The 19092-nt window shown below is 62.0% G+C and carries 15 protein-coding genes; 8 read left to right on the top strand and 7 right to left on the bottom strand.

The annotated features are described in order from the left end of the window. Positions 1–116 precede the first annotated feature (116 nt). From RQH62_RS05340 to RQH62_RS05325, 4 genes are all read right to left on the bottom strand, one after another. Positions 117–2420, bottom strand: coding sequence for a bifunctional diguanylate cyclase/phosphodiesterase (locus tag RQH62_RS05340; protein ID WP_311268102.1), 2304 nt, complete (start codon positions 2418–2420; stop codon positions 117–119). 274 nt (positions 2421–2694) lie between these two features. Then, positions 2695–5166, bottom strand: coding sequence for a TonB-dependent siderophore receptor (locus RQH62_RS05335; protein WP_311267710.1), 2472 nt, complete (start codon positions 5164–5166; stop codon positions 2695–2697). Between the two features lie 175 nt (positions 5167–5341). Next, positions 5342–6313 carry a FecR family protein gene (locus RQH62_RS05330; RefSeq protein ID WP_311267709.1) on the bottom strand — a complete coding sequence of 324 codons (972 nt, stop codon included), beginning with the start codon at positions 6311–6313 and terminating at the stop codon, positions 5342–5344. 100 nt (positions 6314–6413) lie between these two features. Beyond that, a complete protein-coding gene (locus RQH62_RS05325; RefSeq protein WP_311267708.1) occupies positions 6414–6929 on the bottom strand; it encodes a sigma-70 family RNA polymerase sigma factor in 516 nt (171 codons plus the stop codon). 172 nt (positions 6930–7101) lie between these two features. On the opposite strand from RQH62_RS05325, the gene RQH62_RS05320 reads away from it, so the two are divergent. From RQH62_RS05320 to RQH62_RS05285, 8 genes are all read left to right on the top strand, one after another. After that, entirely contained in the window at positions 7102–7752 is a 651-nt protein-coding gene (locus RQH62_RS05320; RefSeq protein ID WP_311267707.1) for a TetR/AcrR family transcriptional regulator, read from the top strand. 177 nt (positions 7753–7929) lie between these two features. Then, positions 7930–8217, top strand: coding sequence for a cytochrome c (locus tag RQH62_RS05315; protein WP_311267706.1), 288 nt, complete (start codon positions 7930–7932; stop codon positions 8215–8217). After that, positions 8214–9833 carry an FAD-binding oxidoreductase gene (locus tag RQH62_RS05310; protein ID WP_311267705.1) on the top strand — a complete coding sequence of 540 codons (1620 nt, stop codon included), beginning with the start codon at positions 8214–8216 and terminating at the stop codon, positions 9831–9833. Before RQH62_RS05315 ends, RQH62_RS05310 begins: the two co-directional genes overlap by 4 nt. A 5-nt stretch (positions 9834–9838) precedes the next feature. Further along, entirely contained in the window at positions 9839–11038 is a 1200-nt protein-coding gene (locus RQH62_RS05305) for a cytochrome P450 (RefSeq protein ID WP_311267704.1), read from the top strand. An 18-nt stretch (positions 11039–11056) separates the two neighbouring features. Further along, positions 11057–12100: an aromatic ring-hydroxylating dioxygenase subunit alpha gene (locus tag RQH62_RS05300; protein ID WP_311267703.1), complete on the top strand. Its 1044-nt coding sequence runs from the start codon at positions 11057–11059 to the stop codon at positions 12098–12100. A 49-nt stretch (positions 12101–12149) separates the two neighbouring features. Further along, positions 12150–14591, top strand: coding sequence for a TonB-dependent receptor (locus tag RQH62_RS05295; RefSeq protein WP_311267702.1), 2442 nt, complete (start codon positions 12150–12152; stop codon positions 14589–14591). 27 nt (positions 14592–14618) lie between these two features. Continuing rightward, positions 14619–15665, top strand: coding sequence for an aromatic ring-hydroxylating dioxygenase subunit alpha (locus tag RQH62_RS05290; RefSeq protein ID WP_311267701.1), 1047 nt, complete (start codon positions 14619–14621; stop codon positions 15663–15665). Positions 15666–15721: 56 nt separating this feature from the next. Continuing rightward, complete coding sequence (locus RQH62_RS05285; RefSeq protein WP_311267700.1) at positions 15722–16837, top strand: NAD(P)-dependent alcohol dehydrogenase; 1116 nt, start codon at positions 15722–15724, stop codon at positions 16835–16837. A gap of 66 nt (positions 16838–16903) precedes the next feature. On the opposite strand, the gene RQH62_RS05280 is transcribed toward RQH62_RS05285, so the two are convergent. The 3 genes from RQH62_RS05280 to RQH62_RS05270 all read right to left on the bottom strand — a co-directional run bounded on the left by RQH62_RS05280 (position 16904) and on the right by RQH62_RS05270 (position 19038). Continuing rightward, positions 16904–17374: a nuclear transport factor 2 family protein gene (locus RQH62_RS05280; RefSeq protein ID WP_311268101.1), complete on the bottom strand. Its 471-nt coding sequence runs from the start codon at positions 17372–17374 to the stop codon at positions 16904–16906. Continuing rightward, on the bottom strand, positions 17374–18003 hold the full coding sequence (locus RQH62_RS05275; protein WP_311267699.1) for a pyridoxamine 5'-phosphate oxidase family protein: 630 nt from the start codon (positions 18001–18003) through the stop codon (positions 17374–17376). The genes RQH62_RS05280 and RQH62_RS05275 overlap by 1 nt, the downstream gene beginning before the upstream one ends. A 63-nt stretch (positions 18004–18066) precedes the next feature. After that, positions 18067–19038, bottom strand: a complete 972-nt coding sequence (locus tag RQH62_RS05270; RefSeq protein ID WP_311267698.1) for an alpha/beta hydrolase — start codon at positions 19036–19038, stop codon at positions 18067–18069. Positions 19039–19092 lie beyond the last annotated feature (54 nt).

The following is a 19092-nucleotide window of genomic DNA, read 5'->3' as shown; positions in this document are numbered from 1 at the left end:
TGGGGACGCCGCTGCCCAACAGATGTGACCTGCTGGAGGCTAACAGATGACAGGTCGATGAAAGTTAATATATTTCAATGTCATATAGGCCGGCGTCACATCGCGCGACGCTGATATCAGCTGGCGAGCGCGATCGGATCAATCAGGCCGAAACCTGTGATATAGGCTTCGACATCGCAGGCGGCGATGGCATGGGAATAGAGAAAGCCCTGCCCGATATCGCAGGCAATATCGCGCAGATATGCCTCCTGCCCGGCCGTTTCTATCCCTTCGGCCACGATCTCCAACCCCAGGCAATGGCCCAGATTGACCACCGTCGCCGTGATCGCCTCCGCATCTGCGCTGGTCCCGATCCGTTGGATAAAGGATCGGTCAATCTTCAGCAGATTCACCGGAAACTGCGTCAGATGCGACAGCGAGGCGTAGCCGGTCCCGAAATCGTCGAGCGCGATCCGGATGCCCTGCTCGCTGAGCATGCGGAGTTCACGCTCCACCTCTCCCGCGCCATGGCCCAGGAACACATTTTCCGTGACCTCGATCTGGATGCAGGATGACGGCAGGCCTCTGGCCGCGAGATTGGCGATGACCTTTTCGGCAAAGCCGCCATGCCGGAAGTCCGCGCCAGCGACATTGAGCGCGACATGGCCGAAGGCCACGCCGGTCCGGGTCCAGTTCTGGATATCGTCCAGTACCTTGTGCAACATCCGCTCGCTCAGCAAGGAGCCCAGCGCCGGATCTTCGAATGCCGCCTTTACCATGTCCGGCGATCGCAACTGGCCGCTGCGATCTCTCCAGCGCAGCAGCGCCTCAAAGCCGATGACCCGCGATGTGCGCAGGTCGATCTTGGGCTGATAATAGGGTATGACCATGTCGTGGGTCAGCGCCTGCCGCGCGCGGGCGATCATGGTCTGATGCTGTTCGACCTCCACCATCATGTCGGGATCGAAAATGCGCATGCGGGCACGACCGCCGGTCTTTGCCGCATAAAGGGCGATATCGGCGGCCTTCATGATTTCCGACCGGGTGGTGCCGTCGCGCGGAATGAAGCTGGCGCCGATGCTGGCCCCACATTCCAGCAAGCGGCCGCCATGGTCGATCGGCACGCGTAACTGGTCGAAGATGGTCCGGGCGACCGCCTCCACAGCCTCCGCCGAACTGGCGGCGATGACGAGGGCGAACTCGTCGCCGCCGGTGCGAGCGACCAGATCACCCGGCGCGACCGCCGCCTTCAGCCGTTCGGCAAAGGCGCAGAGCAGCGCGTCGCCGCCGTCATGGCCGACCGAATCATTGACCGCCTTGAAATTGTCGACGTCGACGATCAGCATCGCCGCCTCCATCGCCTGCCCGACATTGGCCAACGTCTCGTCCAGATGATGTTGCAGCAAAGCGCGGTTGGGCAGGCCAGTCAGCGCATCATGCTGCGCCATCCAGACCGCCTTCTCCTCCGACTTCTTCTGATGGGTGATGTCGCGCGCGACGACGATCAGCCGGCCGGAAGCATCCGACGTCCGGTTGATCGCGATGTCGAACCAGCGCCGCTTGCCCTGCCCGTGAAGCTGACTGAGGGCGAGGTTGGCGGGTTGTCCGGTCTTCGCCTGGTCGAGCGCGCTGCGGGCAGCCTCCCCATATTCCTCGGCAATCTCGTCCAGCCAGTTGCGGCCGACGAGGCCAGCCACGACGCCTTCCTCCACCTCCCTGTTATAGTAGAGGATACGGTAATCCTCCTCCAGGATCAGCATATGGTCCGGGCTGGACCGCAGGATCGTTTCCGTCAGCGATTCGCTGCGTTCCAGGTCGTTGAGCGCGGTCATCCAGGACACAAGCATCCGGTGGAGTGCGAAGGAGGCGGAAAAGATCGTCAGCATGAAGATCGGTAACTGAAGGCTGATCACCGGCAGGACCGGCTCGCTGGTCAGGCTGCCGGCAATGGCGCATGGTCCCAGCGCCAGAAAGACCATGGTCGCGGCCAGGCGCGGCGTACCGAAATTGCGCAGGCAGATGCCACACACCATCGCGGCAGCAGACAGACAGGCAATCACCGCCAATATCCAGTCGCCCGACAGGATGCAGAGCGAGGTGCCGATCCCCACCGACAAGGCCCACAGGCAGGACAGAAAAGCGGACAGGGACCGGGGCGGCACGCGCCCCGCAGTCATCTGCCGCTTCCCATATATGAGCACCGCCATCCGCACCAGCCCCAGGCCGATTTCGAACAGCAGCCAGCCGATGAACGGGGCGGTCGGATGGCGCCAGACTGCGATCGTCGCCACCGCCGTCGCATTCAGCACCCCGCCCAGGAAGATGGGCAGCGAGGAAAACAGGCCATTTTTCAGCTGGTCCGCGATCGCCGCCGGCACCTTGGTCTTCGTATCGAGAAGCCAACTGATGAGCCTGATGAACGGTAACGACAGCACGCGCATACTCACTTGATCGCTCCGTCGCCCCACCATCAAAAGGCAAGGCGGCGGACGTGGATTCCGCCCGGTCAGGAGCCGACGGCACCTGCGAGATGCGCGCACCTTATAAGATATTAGTTTTCAATAACCTAACTGCGTAACCTTCTTCCTGCACCATGAAGATGGCCGGCCTTGTTCGGAAGAAGGCCCCGCTGACTGCGGCCATGGCATTGGCCCGACCCTGCACCGGCATGTACGCAACGAAGGCCGAGCATGAGGCCGTACGGGCGATATCGCCTCAATAGCGGCCGCGCAGCGTGACCATGACGTTGCGCGGATTGCCATAGGTCGCCGCGCTGCTGGTGGAGACGCGGTAGGTTGCGTTTGCCAGATTGTCGCTGGTGATGCCGAGCGTCAGGTGGCGGTCGATGTCATAATCGGCACTGGCGCCGATCACCGCATAGCCCTTGCGCAGGTCGCTGTTGCCGAACACTCTTACACCGCCGCCCAAGCGCAGCCCGGCCAGCGCGCCGGGAAGCTGATACGTGCTCCACAACCGCGCCGAATGTTTGGGCGCCCAGAGCAGGATCGGTGCCCCGTCCGCTTCCTTGTTCTTCGTGACGTTGAACGTGTAGCCCGCCGAAATCTGCCAGTTTGCGGTCAGCGCGCCCTTGAGTTCGGCATCGAAACCCTTGCTGGTCTGGAGCTTCGCCACGCGCTGCATATAGGTGGTGCCATAGCCGGGGATGACGACCTGCCCCTGCGTCTCGTCATTCACATAGACATTGTTCTTTTCGATATAGAAGACCGAGACGGCAGCCTGAAGCGCGCCGCCGGCTAGGTCGCCCTTAAGGCCCCCCTCATAATTGCGGCCGGTGGTCGGCTTGTCGGAATAGCTGATCTGGGTCGGATCTTCGTTCCACTGGCCGATCGGCACGATATTCTGCATCGGCTCGAAAATTTCCGAATAGCTGGCATAGGCGGTCCAATCGCGCGAGACATCATAGGTCGCGGCGGCATAGGGTACGAATTTGCCGATGGACTGGCCACGGAAATTCTCGTTGCGGCTATACCGTCCACCGACGATCAGCTTCATCGGATCGGCCAGACGCATGCCCAGCGTGCCCCAGAAGCCATAGCGCGTCGTGTCCCAGCCATTGTCGCCATAGACACTGCCCCATGTGCCATAGCCGCTCCAGGTCGCGATCTCCGCCTGGGTCGGTTTCGCATAGCGGTAATAGGTCAGATAATCCTCCACCGCGACCCCGGCGATGCCGCCGATGGGGTTGGTGGAATTGGCCTGGCTGCGCGACCAGTTGCCGCCGATCGTTATGTCATGCCGCTGGCCGAACAGAGTGAATTTGCCCTTGATGTTCGCGTCCACCATCGTCTGGTTGGCATAGCCGTGCGACATCCAGCGCATGAAATAGCCGCTGGGCGTCGCCGCGTCCGAATTGATGCCGATTCCGTAATAGCCGTAGAGTTCGTCGGAATCGGTTTCGTTGCGGGTGGCGTTGACGGTCAGGTTCCAGTCGCTGCCGAAATCATGGCTGACCCGCACGAAATATTGCAGCGTTTGCGCCTTGTCATAGGCCCATTCGGGCATCCAGCTATCCCGCTTCGACAGGATCGGCAGATTTTCCGGCGTGCCCAGGCTACCGCTGCGCCATGCCAATGTGCGCTCATATTTCTGGGCATTGAGGTCGTCATAGCTCAGCCCCGCGGACAGGGTGGTGTGGGGCGTGGCATCCCATTCGATGATGCCGTAGCCGAACTTGTCCTTGGTGTAGGCGCCGGTGAAATAGGAATCGGCGTCCTGCCACCCACCCACCACGCGCGCGCGCAAGGTGCCGGATTTGTTGAGCGGGCCGCCCACGTCCAGCTCGGCGCGATAATTGTTCCAGCTTCCGGCATAGGCGGCGAACTTGATCTGCCGCTCCGCCGTCGGGCGCTTGCGCACCAGATTGACGGTCCCGCTGGCATCGCCATTGCCGGAATAGAGGCCATCCGCGCCGCGCATCACCTCGACATGGTCATAGGCGAGCAGGTTGGGCAGACCGACGCCGTTGATGATCGACTGCAACCCGTCGTGCATCCGCATCGGGCTGCCACCGTCGATGGTCAGGTTCTGAAGCAGAAAGCCACGCGAATAGAAGACCGGCGTGCGCGTGTTGTATGATGCCACGTAAATGCCGGTCACCTGATCGAGCGCATTGGTGACGGTGGTGATATTCTTGTCCTCCATCTCCTGCGCGGTCAGCACGGTGACGCTGCGCGGGATGGCGCGAAGACGCTCAGCCGACTTACCGCCGACCTGCGCATATTGGCCGGCCAGCGATTTCGTCCCTTCGGTCATGGTGAGGGCAAGGTCCGCGCCGTCGGTGCCTGTGCCAGCCACGCCCGCAGTGCCGCCTTCCACACGGACCGGGCCAAGCTGCGTGGCGCTGTCTGTCACCTTCAGCGCGCGTTCGATGGTAAAGGTGCGCGGCGCGGTCTGGCGGAAGGTTAGACCGGTGCCCGCCAACAGCCGGGACAGCGCCTCGGCTGGCGCGAAACTGCCCCTGATGCCGGGGGTGGCGACACCCTGTGTCAACGGCGCATCATAGATCAGTTCGACCCGCGCTTGCCGGGCAAACTGATTGAGCGCAGCGGGCAGAGGTCCGGCGGCGATGTCGTAGGTCGCGCTACTTTGAGCCATGGCAACGCTTGGCAGTCCGGCCGTCAGCATGGTGGTTGCGAGCAGGCCGAAGGCAAAGCTGCGGGCCGCCAAATGGAAAGGGCAGCGCAGACGATTCGAATTCACGGAAATACCCCCAGGATCAAGAATGAGCGGGAGCGCAAAATCCGCTATTGCGACGCGCTCTCATTCATTTGACGCGTGGTCTTTTGGAAACGGGACTGTGGTGGGGTATATTTTTTCGGAATTTTCCGAAAAGGCCGGACTATCAGCCGTAAAGAAAGATCAGCCGGTCGGTCAGATGGGCCGATTTGAGGCCAAGCGATGCCTGAAGCCGGGCAATGGCGCCCACCGGATCATGAATATTGAACACGCCGCTCACCCGGCGGTCGCGCACATTCTCGCCAATCAGTTGAACATAGCCCTTATGATAGCGACCAAGCTCGGCAACGACTTCGGACAGGGGGCGGTTCTCGAACGTCAGGAAACCCTGCGTCCAGGCATCCGCATCGGCGACCTTGCCGGTTTCGAGCGTGCCGCAGCCCTGTGCGTCGTCATAACGGATGCTTTGTCCTTCGCCGACATCGGCCGTCCTGCCATGCCCGCCGGGGCAGGCCACGCGCACGCGATGTTCGGTCACGCTGACCTGGCTGCTGTTACCAACGGCGCGCACCAGAAAGCGCGTGCCGAGCGCCGTCGTGCTGCCGCCCTGCGCCTCCACCGTGAAGGGGCGCGTCCGGTCCGGCGCGATGGTGAAGGCAGCCTCGCCCTTCAGCAGCCGGATCTTGCGCCGCCCCGCGGCATAGTCGAAGGCGACCGCGCTCTGGGTGTTGAGCAATATTCGCGAGCCATCCGGCATAGCGATACTGCGTTGTTCCCCGGTCGCGGTCATCGCGTCGGCCTGCCAGCGGGTGGGCCAATCATTCGCCACACCGAGGATCATGAGGGCAAGGCTGGCGGCGGCAAGCGCCGTCGGCATCCAGCGACTCACAAAGCGGCGAGGCGGCTGCATCGCCATGGGAGGCGGAGCCAGGGATTGGCGGACCGCAGGGGAACCCGCCACATTACCGAGGTCGGACCAGATGATCTCCATCTCCGCAAAAGCCTGCGCATGGCGCGGGTCCGCGTTCAGCCATGCGTCCAGCCCGGACATGTCGTCCAGCAGACCGCTGTCGCGCTCGGCAAACCAGCGTGCGGCTTCCTCGGCGATCTCGCTCGGAATGGCGGTATCAGCCGTCATCAGCGTGGTCCCTTGCATGCGCGGACGGCCATCATACCGCCTTCATAGACAAGACGTCCGGCGTGCACCGACAGGGACTGTTTGGGGTGAGACATGCCCATCATGCGTCTGCGTCATCCTGAAGCCTGGCATGACAATGCTGCACCGCTATGCGTACATGTTTGGCAACCGCATTGAGCGTGATGCCCAGCCTCTGCGCCACTTCCCCGGCGGGCAGCCCGTCAATGCGCCGCAGCGTGAAGACCTGCCTACAACGCAGGGGCAGTTCCTCCAGCGCCGCTTCCAGCCGTTGCAGCCGTTCCCGATCGACCATGCGCGTTTCGGCGGACGGCATGTCCGCCTTCGCTTCGAGGGGCAGTTCACCGCTTTCGAACAACCTGTCGCGTCGTACGGCGGCGCGCACATGATCGGTCGCAAGATTGGTGGCAAGGCGGTAGAGGAAAGCGCGCTTATTGACGATCGGGGGATCATCTTCGATCCGCTGGACCCGGAACCAGAGGCTTTGCGTCACATCCTCCGCCGCCGGCGCGCTGCCGACGATACGCTGCGCGAGCCGCAGCAGCGACCGTCGTTCCGTCAGCAGCAGATGGGTCAAGGCGGTGGCGTTGGAGGACATTGCCAGCGCGATTAGCGGCACTGCGATCAATTCGCAACATCAGCTGTCGCGGGTTGGCGTGCTGCGTCGCTGCGGCAGGTGAACGCAGATGCCTTCCGACTTGCTGGTCGCGAAAATTGCATCGGAGTCTCGCCGGACCTATGGACACAGGTCCACGGCATTGAGGAAAGATATGACGAAGCTCGTAACGGATCAGGAGCGACGCCTCGAAATCGGCAGGGTTCGGCGTGCCAAGACCCGTGCGAAAATCGTAGCGGCGGCCTTTGACACGTTCGGCGACGAGAGCGGCCTCTATGCCCGTATCGAGGAAATCGCCAAGCGCGCGGAGATCACCCGCGCGACCTTCTATGATCATTTCACCGGCATGCCCGAACTGCGGGAGGCCGTGACCTATGAAGTGACGCATGATTTCCTGACGGCGGTGACCCGCACCGTATCGCGCCTGTCCGATCCGCGCGAAAAAGCCGCCGCCGCGATCCGCTTCTACCTCGACAAGGTGCCGGAGGATGCTCGCTGGGGATGGTCGATGATCAACCTGAGTGCCAATGGCGTGATTTTCGGCGCTGAAACATTCCGTCAGGCAGAATTGACCGTGGTGGAAGGGATAGAGGCGGGACTGCTGACCGTCCCGTGCAGCGCGATCGGGCGCGACTCGATCCTGGGCACCACTATCGCTGCCATCTCCTCCATGCTGCGAGAAGAGCATGACCCCGAATATCCGGTGCAGATCGTCCAGAGCATCCTGATGAGCCTTGGCGTCAGCCGTACCGATGCCGTCGAGATTTCCTGCCGGCCACTGCCCGCGCTCATCCTTTCCGATTGATCAAATTACAAAGTTGACACTTTGTATGATTCTGATATTTCCAACATCAATCTGACAAACTGTCAGATTAATGTTGGTGCATGACCGGGCATAACCCGGCGGCTTCGGGAGAGTGGGATGCCTGGCTGGGAAAGACTCCGGCGCCATCGCGGCGTGCGGACAGGGGGAATTTGCGTCTTGGCGGGATTGACGGCCGTGGCCTGCGGCCCTGTCATCAGCGCCGCGCCGAAGCCACGATCGCCGGAAAAAATCTATGCGTCGACCTGCGGCTATTGCCATGGACAGCATGTCGCCCCCGTGATCCGTGGACGGACGCTACCGCCCGAAGCGGTTGTCCAGTTCGTGCGCACCGGTCCAGCCGCCATGCCGGCCTTCCGCCAGACCGAAATTTCCGATCAGGAACTCAAGGCGCTCGCCCAATGGCTCCATACGTCCAGAGCCGACCCAAAGGAGCATGAACAATGAGCCGTTTCAGCAGGCGCGACCTCCTGCGTACCGGCGCGGCCGGTGCTGTTGCCTATGCCGCCGGGGCAACGGCCTCCCCGCTCGACGGCCCTCGCATGTTGCCGGTCCAGTTGGACAAGGGCGCGTTCGCGGTAGCGGTAGCGGAATTGCGGGCGATCGTCGGCGCTGATTGGGTTTTCGCCGACGCCGACAGCACATTACCCTATACCAAAAGCTTTACGCCTGACCCGCGCCATGAACATGTCCCGAGCGGCGCGGTCGCCCCGGCTTCGGTCGAGGAAGTGCAGGCGGTTCTCAAGGTCGCGAACAAATACAAGCTGCCGCTGTGGACCGTCTCCACCGGCAAGAATATGGGCTATGGCTGCGCCACGCCGGCCAGCAGCGGCCAGATGATCCTCGATCTCAAGCGCATGAACAAGATCATCGCAATCGACCCGGACCTGGGCACCGCACTGGTCGAACCGGGTGTAACCTACCAGGACATGCACGATTATCTGGTCGAACATGACCTGCCCTACTGGATCGACGTACCGACCGTGGGGCCGATCGTATCGCCGCTCGGCAATACGCTGGAGCGGGGCGTCGGCTATACCCCCTATGGCGACCATTTCTTCATGCAGTGCGGTATGGAAGTGGTGCTGGCCGACGGCACGATCGTGCGCACAGGCATGGGATCAGTCAAGAATTCGACCACCTGGCAGGCGTTCAAATGGGGCTATGGACCCTATGTCGACGGCATATTCACCCAGTCCAATTTCGGCGTCGTGACCAAATTGGGTTTCTGGTTGATGCCCAAGCCCCCGGCCTTCAAGCCGTTCATGGTGCGCCATGGCGAGATGGCGGACGTCGCCAAGATCGTCGACGCCATGCGCCCTTTCCGCATGAGCAACCTCATCCCCAATGTCGTGCTGATGATGGGCGCGGCCTATCAACTGGCCATGTTCCATCGCCGCGAGGAGATTTGGGACAAGCCGGAATCGGTCCCCGACACGGTGATCCGCGATTTCGCCAAGGCCAAGGGGCTCGGCATGTGGAACACCTATTTCGCGCTTTACGGCACCGACGAGATCATCGCGGCTGTCGAACCGATCGTTCGCCGTGCCTTCGAGGCATCGGGCGGCGAAGTGCTGACCGAGAAGGAAATGGGCGGCAACCTGTGGTTCGAGCATCACAAGAATCTGATGAGCGGCCAGATGACGCTGGAGGAAAAGGGCATCATGCGTTGGCGCGGCGGCGGCATGTGCTGCTTTGCCCCGGTCGCCCCGGCCAAGGGCGCAGAGACCAGCCAGCAGACCGACCTCGCGCAGGAGATATTGGGCAAATATGGCCTGGACTATTCGGTCGCCTATGCGATTGGCGGGCGAGAACTGCATCATCTGATCTTCATCCTTTATGACAAGTCCGACCCGGACGAGGAGAAGAAGGCGGACGACTGCATCCGCGAGATGATCACCCGCTTCGGCGAACGCGGCTGGGCCAGCTATCGCACCGGCGTCAACACCATGGATCTGGTAGCGCAGCAATATGGCGAGGCGAACCGCGACCTCAATGCCCGGATCAAGCAGGCGCTCGATCCGAACCACATCCTGTCCCCCGGCAAGCAGGGCATAAGGTGAGCGCCATGGATGTCAAAACCCACGCAGGACCGCCGCCTGCAAGCAGCGCCGACCTGTTCGATGACGCGACCCTGCGCAACCCCTACCCCACCTATCGCATGCTGCGCGACCTGGGATCGGTGGTGTGGCTGGAACGGACCGCCGTCCATTTCATTGGCCGCTATGCCGATGTCCGCGCGGCGCTCAACGACTGGCGCAGTTTCTCGTCGGATCAGGGCATCGGCCTCAACCCGATCATCAACGCGGCATGGAGCGAAGCGCTGATCTGCCAGGACCCGCCTGTCCATACCGAACGCCGACGCCTCATCATGGAGGCCCTCGGTCCGGTCGCGCTCAAGCCGGTCGCCGATACGATCGCCGCGCGCGCCGATGCTCTGGCCGATCGGATCGTCGCGATGGGCGATTTCGACGCGGTGACCGATCTGGCTCATGACCTGCCGGTCGGCGTCGTCATGGACCTGATCGGCTGGCCGGACGATGTCCGCCCGCAACTGCTGCGCCTCGCCGAAGGATCGTGGAACGCGGCCGGTCCTGCCAATGGGCGGATGGAAATGGGCCTTGCCCGCTTGCAGGAAATGATGGCGCTGCTGGCCGATATCTACGACCAGAACCGTGTCACGCCCGGCGGCTTCGCGGCAAAGCTGATCGCGGCGGCGCATCGCGGCGACATCAGCCGCGACACGGCGATCGGCATGCTCGCGGGCTATGTCGTCGCCGCGTTCGAAACCACCATCAGTGCGATGGCGGCGGGCATCTGGTTCTTTGCCCACAACCCGGCGGAATGGGCCAAGCTGCGCGCCGATCCGCGTCTGGCCATGGGCGCAGCGAACGAGATCGTACGGATGGAAACCCCGCTCCAGAATTTCGCGCGGGTGACGGCGACAGACGTCACGCTGTCGGACGGCACGGTCCTGCCAGAGGGCGCGCGGGTGATCCTGTCCTATGCCAGCGCCAATCGCGATGAGCGCCAGTTCGAGCGACCCGACGCCTTCTGTATCGACCGGCGCGAAAAGCAGAATCTCGGCTTCGGCCATGGCCCGCATGGCTGCGCCGGACAAGGTCTGGCGCGGATGGAACTCACGGCCGTCTTCACCGCCCTGGCGCAGCGCGTCGCCGGCTTTGAACTGGCCGGCGAACCCGACCGTGCGCTCAACAATATATCGCGCGCATTCCGGCGTCTCCCCGCCCGCGCGATCCCGGCCTGAGAAAGGGAGCAGCAGATCATGTATCCGTTCAAGCAAGGCAGTTTCGCCCCGCGCAATGCCTGGTATGTCGCGGCCTTTAGCGAGGAGATCGGCGTCAGCCTGCTGTCCCGCTGGATAGTGGGCGAACCGGTCGTCCTCTATCGCAAGCAGGATGGCACCGCCGTCGCAGTCGGCGGTCGCTGCCCGCACCGTTATTTCCCGTTGGGCGAATCCATGCGGATCGGGGATTCGATCCAATGCGGCTATCATGGCTTCACCTTCGGTCCCGACGGCCGGTGCAGCAAGGTGCCGAGCCAGTCGAACGTTCCATCCGTCTACCGCATCCCATCCTATCCGCTGGTCGAGCGCGGGCTGTGGGCCTTCATCTGGCCGGGCGACCCGGACAAGGCGGACGAGAGCCTGTTGCCAAGCGAAGCGGATATGGGCTTCGGCGCGCCGGGCTACATCTACAAGCCCTTCCGCTTTGCTTCCGTCAAAGGTCGCTATCAACTGCTCAACGACAATCTGCTGGACCTCACCCATCTGGGCTATCTGCATGGCACAAGCATCGGCACCGGCGAGAATGCCAGCACGCCGGAAGACCGGCAGGTGGATGATCGGACCATCCGCAGTCGCCGTTTCATGCGGCAGGCCGATTGCCCGCCGCTGATGGCGGCGGCCGGGCGCTATGACGGAAAGGTCGATCGGATATCGGCCATGACATTCTTCGCGCCGGGCTTTCATGCCGGTCTGGACGACACATTCGTCGTCGCCGACCATGAAGAGCGGGGTGGCGAATGCCTCAACAGCGCCAAGGTGTTCCACGCGGTGACGCCCGCCACCCGGCATGACACCAATTATTTCTTTGCCCTGGGCGGGACCAGCGAACCGCAGGTCGATGCGCTCAGGCAAGCGCTGTGGCCGGTGCTGGACGAAGATATCTTCGCCACGGAAGAAATAGAGAAAATCATCGGGCGCAGCGAGCAGTTGCCGCCGGAACTGATGATCCGCAGCGACACGACGACTGTGGAAGGCCGTCGCATCCTTCAGCGCATGATGGACCTGGAAGTCCAGGCCGACTGAATTTCAAGACTGCCGATATCCAAAAAGAAAATTGCAGGGGAGTAGGACCATGAAGAGCAAGCTATCGACCTCCACCATCCTGGCGTCCGTGGCGCTGCCACTGCTGGCCATCGCGCCGGCGCAAGCGCAGGAAAGTAGCAACGGCATCGCGGAAATCATCGTCACTGCGCAGAAGCGGGCTGAAAATGTGCAGGACGTGCCGATCGCAATCACCGCTGTTACGGCAGAAGGGCTGAAGAACCAGAATATCAGTTCGGTCGCCGACCTGTCGAAGCTGGCCCCCAATGTGCAGTTAGATTCAAGCGCGCCGATCTTTTCATCCTCCCAAATCCTGACCGGCTTCATTCGGGGCATCGGCCAGAATGACGTATCCTCCAGTCTGGAGCCGGGCGTCGGCATCTATCTCGACGGCGTCATTCTCGCCCGATCGATCGGTGCCAATGTCGATCTGCTCGATGTCGAGCGGATCGAGGTACTGAAAGGACCGCAGGGCACCTTGTTCGGCCGCAACACGATCGGCGGCGCCATTTCCGTCGTGACTCGCGACCCAGCGAACAGGTTCGGGGTACGGGCGGAAGCGACCTATGGCAGTCGCGACCGTTTCGACCTGCGCGGCACGGCGGACATACCCTTGGGCGACACGCTTTTCTCGCAGGTCAGCTTCACGACCAAGAGCCAGAAGGGCTATCAGAAGATCATCCCCTTTCCCGGCGATACCGGCGTCACGGACGAATATAATCTCAATATCATCCCCCGAAACACATCCGATCGCCGTGGCGGGACCGACACCTACACTTTCCGCGGAAAGTTGAAATGGCAGCCGAGCGACGGCCTGACTGTCCGCATCGCCGCCGACTATTCGAAAGCGGACGAAGAGGCAGGTGCGGTATCTCTGGTCGCGACGGATATCAATCCGCTGGCCGCTGCGCCGACCTATGCGGCGGTTTATAATAGCTGCATCAGCGCCCCTCCTGCCCTTTTCGCTACAGGCGGTCCGCTTGCCTTCCTTGCGCCGATCTGCGGAGCGCGCGGCGGCGGCGTGCCGGGTGGCGCGGCATTGCCGGGGCTGGCGGGTTATAATTTCACCCATAGCCCGCCGCGACTGACTTTCGGCGATCAATATATCACCAATGATATCGACACCACCTATGCCAATGGCGCCAACCGTTCGCTGGTCAAGACCTGGGGGCTGACGGGTCAGATCGACATTGTATTGACCGACCATGTATCACTGAAATCCATCACCGGCTATCGTGAGGTCAAGGCCGATCTGGCCAACGATATTGATGGTGCGCCGATGATGATCGCCACCACCTTGTCGCGGCTGCGGGAGAAACAGTTTTCGCAGGAATTGCAATTCAACATCGACGCCTTCGACGATCGACTGAAATCTGTCTTCGGCCTCTATTATTTCCGGGAAAAGAACCAGAATCTGGAAAATGCCTATCTTTCAGAGGGGCTGGGTCAGTTTTACGGCCCTTATCAGAACGATAATAAATCCTATGCCGTCTACACCCACAATAACATCAATCTGACCGAGCAGCTCAGCCTGACGCTGGGCGCGCGTTATACGAAGGACAAGAAGCGCTTTTCGGCAGGGCAGTCCGACATCAACCTGTCCCTGCTCAAACTGGGACTGTTCACCCCGGACCAATTGCCTGATCCCGATGATCCGACACGCCTCTATCCATTGGGCGAGCGACGGGACAGCTACGACAATTTCTCGGTGCGGCTGGGGGCAGAATATAAGATCACGCGCGACATCATGCTCTACGGTTCCTTCGCGCAGGGGTTCAAGTCAGGCGGCTACACCACGCGCCTGTCAATCCCGACTCCCGGCAATATCGCACCGCGTTTCGATCCCGAGCGGGCCGACACCTATGAGATCGGCGCGAAGACGCAGTTTCTCGATCATCGTCTTCAACTCAATCTCGCCGCCTTCCATACCGATTACAAAAATCTCCAGATCACCGTGGTTCGCGGCATCTCACCCTTCATCCAGAATGCGGGCAAGGCGAAGATCGACGGCGTCGAACTGGAAATGGTCGCCCGGCCCATCCCGCAAATCCGCCTCAACGGCAGTGTCGGCTATATCGACGCGCGCTATACGGAACTTGATCCGGGCGTAACCTTCAGCACCGACGACCGTTTCGTGAATACGCCGAAATGGACGGCCTTTGTCGGCGCCGATATCGACCTGTTCGAGGCGGCGAACGGACAAGTCACGGCCCATGGCGACTATAGTTACAAGGGTCGCATGGCGCGCGACGCCGTCAATACGCCTGCCCTGATCGCGCACCCGCAAAATATCGCCAACGCCTCGCTGCGCTGGACACGCAGCGATGATTTGCTGGAACTGAAGGTCGGCGTACTGAACCTGACCGACGAACGCTACATCGTCACCGGCACGCAGGTCGATGCCGTCGGGGCCACCACCGTCACCTATTCGCGGCCGCGCGAATATTACGCCACCGTCAGCATCAAATATTGATCGGCGAAGGACGGGAAAGCGCACACCATGTCCAATCTGGTCCGCAACTGCTGGTATGTCGCTGGTTGGAGCCACGACATAAGCCGGACGCCTGTCCAACGGATGCTGCTGGGGGAACCCGTCGTCCTGTACCGGCGCGAAGATGGCACACCGGTCGCGCTGGAAGATCGCTGCGCCCATCGGCTTGCGCCCCTGTCCATGGGCCGGGTCGAGGGGAACGCGATCCGCTGCCTTTATCATGGTTTCCTGTTCGAGGCGGCAGGGCAGTGCCGCGAGATACCGGGACAGGATATCGTCCCGCCGAGCACTTGCGTGCAGGCCTATCCGGTGTGCGAGAAGAACAGCTGGGTCTGGGTCTGGATGGGCGATCCCGACCGGGCCGATCCATCGCGCATCGCCTCGTCCAAGGCACTGGACGACCCGGCCTGGATATTGAAGACCGGGCAACTCGACTATGATGCCAATTATCAACTCATCAACGACAATCTGCTTGACCTTACCCACCTGACCTATGTCCACGCCGCCAGCTTCGGCGCGGACGCGGCCTGGTCCCGCAACCGGCCCAGGATAGAGCGTATCGCCGAAGGCGTGCGATCTTCGCGCTGGATCGAGGATTCGCCGCCAATCCCGCCTCTGGGTGAAGCAGCGCGCCATGATCGGGTCGACATCTGGACCAGCTATGATTTCGTGCTACCCGGCGTCTTCCTGCTCTACACCGCGATGTATCCGGCCGGTACCGCGCAAGCGTGCAAGGGGGCGGCACCGGGCGAAGGCCATGCCGTCCTGTTCGACAATTTTACCAGCCAGGCAGTGGTGCCGACCGGGGAGCGGACTTCGCGCTATTATTATAGCTGGGGGCCGGGATCACGGTGCGGCGATGATGTAATCGCACAAGTGATGATCGACACCGCAACGCTCGCCTTTCGCGAGGACAAGCTGATGATCGAGGCCCAGCAGCGCATCATCGACGCCGACCCGGCACGCCTGCCCAGGCCCGCAACCGCCGATCGCGCCATCACGCTTTTCCAGCGACTGATGAAGAGTCAGGATTGTCCGACGGCACCCGCATGTTAGCCTGCTAAGTCGAATTCACCCTTGATCCTGACACAGCCACATAGGAGCAGCCGTTCATGACCATTGCCAGAGCCGCCATCTGCCGCGGGGCGGACCAGCCTTTCGTGATTGAGGAGGTCCGGTTGGACGATATCCGGCCGGACGAAGTGCGGGTGCGGATCGTGGCCTGCGGTATCTGTCACACCGACCTGGCCGTGCGCGACGCGCAGTTGCCGGTCCCGCTGCCGATCGTCCTGGGCCATGAAGGCGCCGGGATCGTCGAGGCGGTCGGCAGCGCCGTCACCGCCGTCCGGCCCGGCGACCGCGTGGTGATGAGCTTCAACTCCTGCGGCCATTGCCCCAACTGCACGGTCGACGCCCCCACCTATTGCTATGACTTCTTCCAGCATAACTGGTCCGGCGTCCGTGCCGATGGCAGCCCGACGCTGTTCCATGACGGCGCGCCGATGAACGGCCACTTCTTTGGCCAATCCGCATTTGCCACCCATGCCATTGCCCATGAACGCAATGTCGTCCGCGTGCCAGACAGCATGGATGGCGTGCCGCTCGACATCCTCGCCCCGATCGGCTGCGGGCTTATGACCGGCGCGGGCGCCGTGCTGCGGGCGATGAAGGTGCGCGCCGGCCTGCCGATCGCGATCTGGGGCGCGGGAACCGTTGGCATGGCCGCGATCATGGCGGCCAAAATCGCCGGCGCCTTTCCCATCATCGCTATCGACCTGCATGATGCCCGGCTCGACCTTGCGCTGGAACTGGGCGCATCGCATGTGATCAACGGCCGCGACGACGTGGCCGCGCGCATCGGTGCGCTCTGTCCGGCGGGCCTTGCCTATGCCTTCGACACGACCGGCATCAACCGCCTGATCGAACAGGCCGTGTCCCTGCTCGCGCCGATGGGCATAGCCGGCCTAGTCGGCGCGTCCGATCCGGCGGACATGCTGACCTTCAACGAGGCCGCGCTGATGGGTGGCGGGCGCCGGATCATGGGCATATTGGGCGGCGACAGCGACCTCCAGACCTTCCTGCCCGAACTGATGGACCATTATCACGCCGGACATTTCCCCTTCGACCGGCTGATCGCCCATTTCCCCCTCGACGACATCAACCAGGCCATCGAAGCCAGCGAAAATGGGAGCGTCGTCAAACCCGTCCTGCGTATCGGAAGGGAATGACAGTCCGAACACCTTGTCCCGGCAGGACGCCGCTATCCGGGACAAGGCCTTGTTGCAGATCACCATCTATAGCCCGAGTGCGCTCAGCCCCGGATGGTCATCAGGCCGGCGTCCCGGCGTCCAGTGGAATTTCCGTTCCGCCGCATTGATCGGCGCATCGTTGATGCAGGCGAGGCGCCGGCTCATCAGCCCGCTTTCGTCGAACTCCCAATTCTCGTTGCCATAGGAACGGAACCAGTTGCCGCTGTCGTCATGCCATTCATAGGCGAAGCGCACCGCGATGCGGTTGTCGCGAAAGGCCCATAATTCCTTGATCAGCCGATAATCCAGTTCGCGCTGCCATTTGCGCGTCAGGAAGGCGATGATCGCCGAACGACCTTCGATGAACTCGGCCCGGTTCCGCCACTGGCTGAGCGGCGTATAGGCCTGGGCTACCCTGGCCGGATCGCGACTGTTCCATCCATCTTCCGCCAGACGTATCTTCTCGATCGCGCTCTCCAGGCTGAAGGGCGGCAGGGGTTGCCTTGGAGTATCCATCATGCGTCTCCCAATTTGGCGATGCGGTCTTGCAACGTCCTGTTGTCGGCTTCCAGTTCCGCCAGCCGTTCATGGAGCGGCCGGACTGCCTGTTCGATTTCCCGCTCCGTGAAGCGCGGCGTGATATGCTGCGGGCAGTTCCAGTCAAAAGCTTCCAGCCGCAACCGAAAGATGCGTTCGGCACGCGCTTTGTAATTCTTGTCCATGACAAAATCGGTGAGGGCCGGATCAGCATCGAGCGCCAGCTTTTCGACATGGACGTAGATTTTGAGCCGCGCCCGGCGGGGATAGTCCATCAGGATCAGACAGGCCCGATCATTCGCAGCGAGGTTGCCGGTGCTGATATATTGGCGATTGCCGCGATAATCGGCAAAGGCCAGCGTCCGGTCATCGACCAGCTTGAGGAAACCCGCCGGGCCGCCGCGATGCTGGACATAGGGCCAGCCATCTTCCGACACCGTGCCCATGTAGAAACTGTCGCGCGCCGCCAGGAAATGGGCTTCGTTAGCGGTGAAGCGATCAAAGGCACGATTGCCGCTGAAGGCTGCCCAATGGGCATCTGCGCCCATCTCGGCCTGTGCTGCGCGCACGCTCGGCGTCGTGGCGATATCCAGAAAACCATAGGACATGGTCCGTCTCCTATCATCTGTCAGAGCCGGGGCAGTCGTTGAGACACTGCCCCGGAGCGGGGATCAGCGTGCAGCCACCTTGCGATCGAGGAAATCCCGGATCAGCGGCGCCATCTCGTCCAGCTTGTCTTCCAGGGCGAAATGGCCGGTGTCGAAAATATGCATCTCCGCGTCGGGCAGGTCACGCTTATAGGGATGGGCGCCGGGCTCAGGGAAGATGGTGTCATTCTTGCCCCAGAGGATCAGCGTCGGCGGCTTGCGTTCGCGGAAGAAGGCCTGGAAATCAGGATAGAGCGGAACATTGGTGCGATAATCGTAGAACAGGTCGAGCTGGATATCCTTGTTGCCCGGCCGGTCGAGCAGTGCTTGATCATGAACCCAGTTATCAGGGCTGATCCGCGACACATCCCGCACGCCATCGGTATATTGGAATTTGGTGGCGTCGAGGCCGACAACCCATTCCTGGGCGGCACGATCCTTCGCCGATCCGCTCTTCCAATAGGCCTTGACCGGATCCCAGAAGGCGCCGAGCCCTTCTTCATAGGCATTGCCATTCTGGACGATGAGTCCGCTGACCCGTTCGGGGTGCTTGATGGCGAGACGGTAGCCGACCGGTGCGCCATAATCCATGACATACATGGCGTAGCGTTTGGCACCCAACTGGCCCATCAGCGCGTCGACCATGTCAGCATAATGGCCGAAGCTGTATGTGAACTGGCGATGGTCGGGCGCATCGCTCTGGCCAAAGCCCGGATAGTCCGGCGCGATCACATGATAGCGGTCGGCGAGCAGCGGGATCAGGTTGCGGAACATGTGCGACGATGTCGGAAAGCCGTGAAGCAGCAGCAGCACCGGACCATCGGCGGGGCCGGCTTCCCGATAGAACATCTTCACGCCATTGATCGTGGTCGTGCGGTAATGGATCGTGGCGGGCGCGACCTGCGTGGCGGTGCTGGTGGGCGCGGCGATCGCAGCGTTCGGGGAAGCGATACCGGCGGTCGCCAGCAACATCGAAATAACCAGTGTCTTCATCATGTCCTCCACCCTGTTCGGGGCGCTGAGCAACGGCTTCAGCTTCTGGAGTCAGAT

Origin of the sequence: Sphingobium sp. WCS2017Hpa-17 (genome assembly GCF_031843765.1) — a bacterium.
In the GTDB taxonomy this organism is placed as follows: Bacteria; Pseudomonadota; Alphaproteobacteria; order Sphingomonadales; family Sphingomonadaceae; genus Sphingobium.
The sequence above is the reverse complement of the archived record's forward strand: the minus strand, read 5'-3'. Positions and strand labels throughout refer to the sequence as shown.

Excerpts from the sequence above, each read along its gene's own strand:
- RQH62_RS05310 (WP_311267705.1), top strand. The coding sequence starts at position 8,214 with ATGAGCCGTTTCAGCAGGCGCGACCTCCTGCGTACCGGCGCGGCCGGT.
- RQH62_RS05305 (WP_311267704.1), top strand. The coding sequence starts at position 9,839 with ATGGATGTCAAAACCCACGCAGGACCGCCGCCTGCAAGCAGCGCCGAC.
- RQH62_RS05340 (WP_311268102.1), bottom strand. The coding sequence starts at position 2,420 with ATGCGCGTGCTGTCGTTACCGTTCATCAGGCTCATCAGTTGGCTTCTC.
- RQH62_RS05290 (WP_311267701.1), top strand. The coding sequence starts at position 14,619 with ATGTCCAATCTGGTCCGCAACTGCTGGTATGTCGCTGGTTGGAGCCAC.
- RQH62_RS05325 (WP_311267708.1), bottom strand. The coding sequence starts at position 6,929 with ATGTCCTCCAACGCCACCGCCTTGACCCATCTGCTGCTGACGGAACGA.
- RQH62_RS05270 (WP_311267698.1), bottom strand. The coding sequence starts at position 19,038 with ATGATGAAGACACTGGTTATTTCGATGTTGCTGGCGACCGCCGGTATC.
- RQH62_RS05280 (WP_311268101.1), bottom strand. The coding sequence starts at position 17,374 with ATGGATACTCCAAGGCAACCCCTGCCGCCCTTCAGCCTGGAGAGCGCG.
- RQH62_RS05330 (WP_311267709.1), bottom strand. The coding sequence starts at position 6,313 with ATGACGGCTGATACCGCCATTCCGAGCGAGATCGCCGAGGAAGCCGCA.
- RQH62_RS05285 (WP_311267700.1), top strand. The coding sequence starts at position 15,722 with ATGACCATTGCCAGAGCCGCCATCTGCCGCGGGGCGGACCAGCCTTTC.
- RQH62_RS05320 (WP_311267707.1), top strand. The coding sequence starts at position 7,102 with ATGACGAAGCTCGTAACGGATCAGGAGCGACGCCTCGAAATCGGCAGG.
- RQH62_RS05300 (WP_311267703.1), top strand. The coding sequence starts at position 11,057 with ATGTATCCGTTCAAGCAAGGCAGTTTCGCCCCGCGCAATGCCTGGTAT.
- RQH62_RS05295 (WP_311267702.1), top strand. The coding sequence starts at position 12,150 with ATGAAGAGCAAGCTATCGACCTCCACCATCCTGGCGTCCGTGGCGCTG.
- RQH62_RS05275 (WP_311267699.1), bottom strand. The coding sequence starts at position 18,003 with ATGTCCTATGGTTTTCTGGATATCGCCACGACGCCGAGCGTGCGCGCA.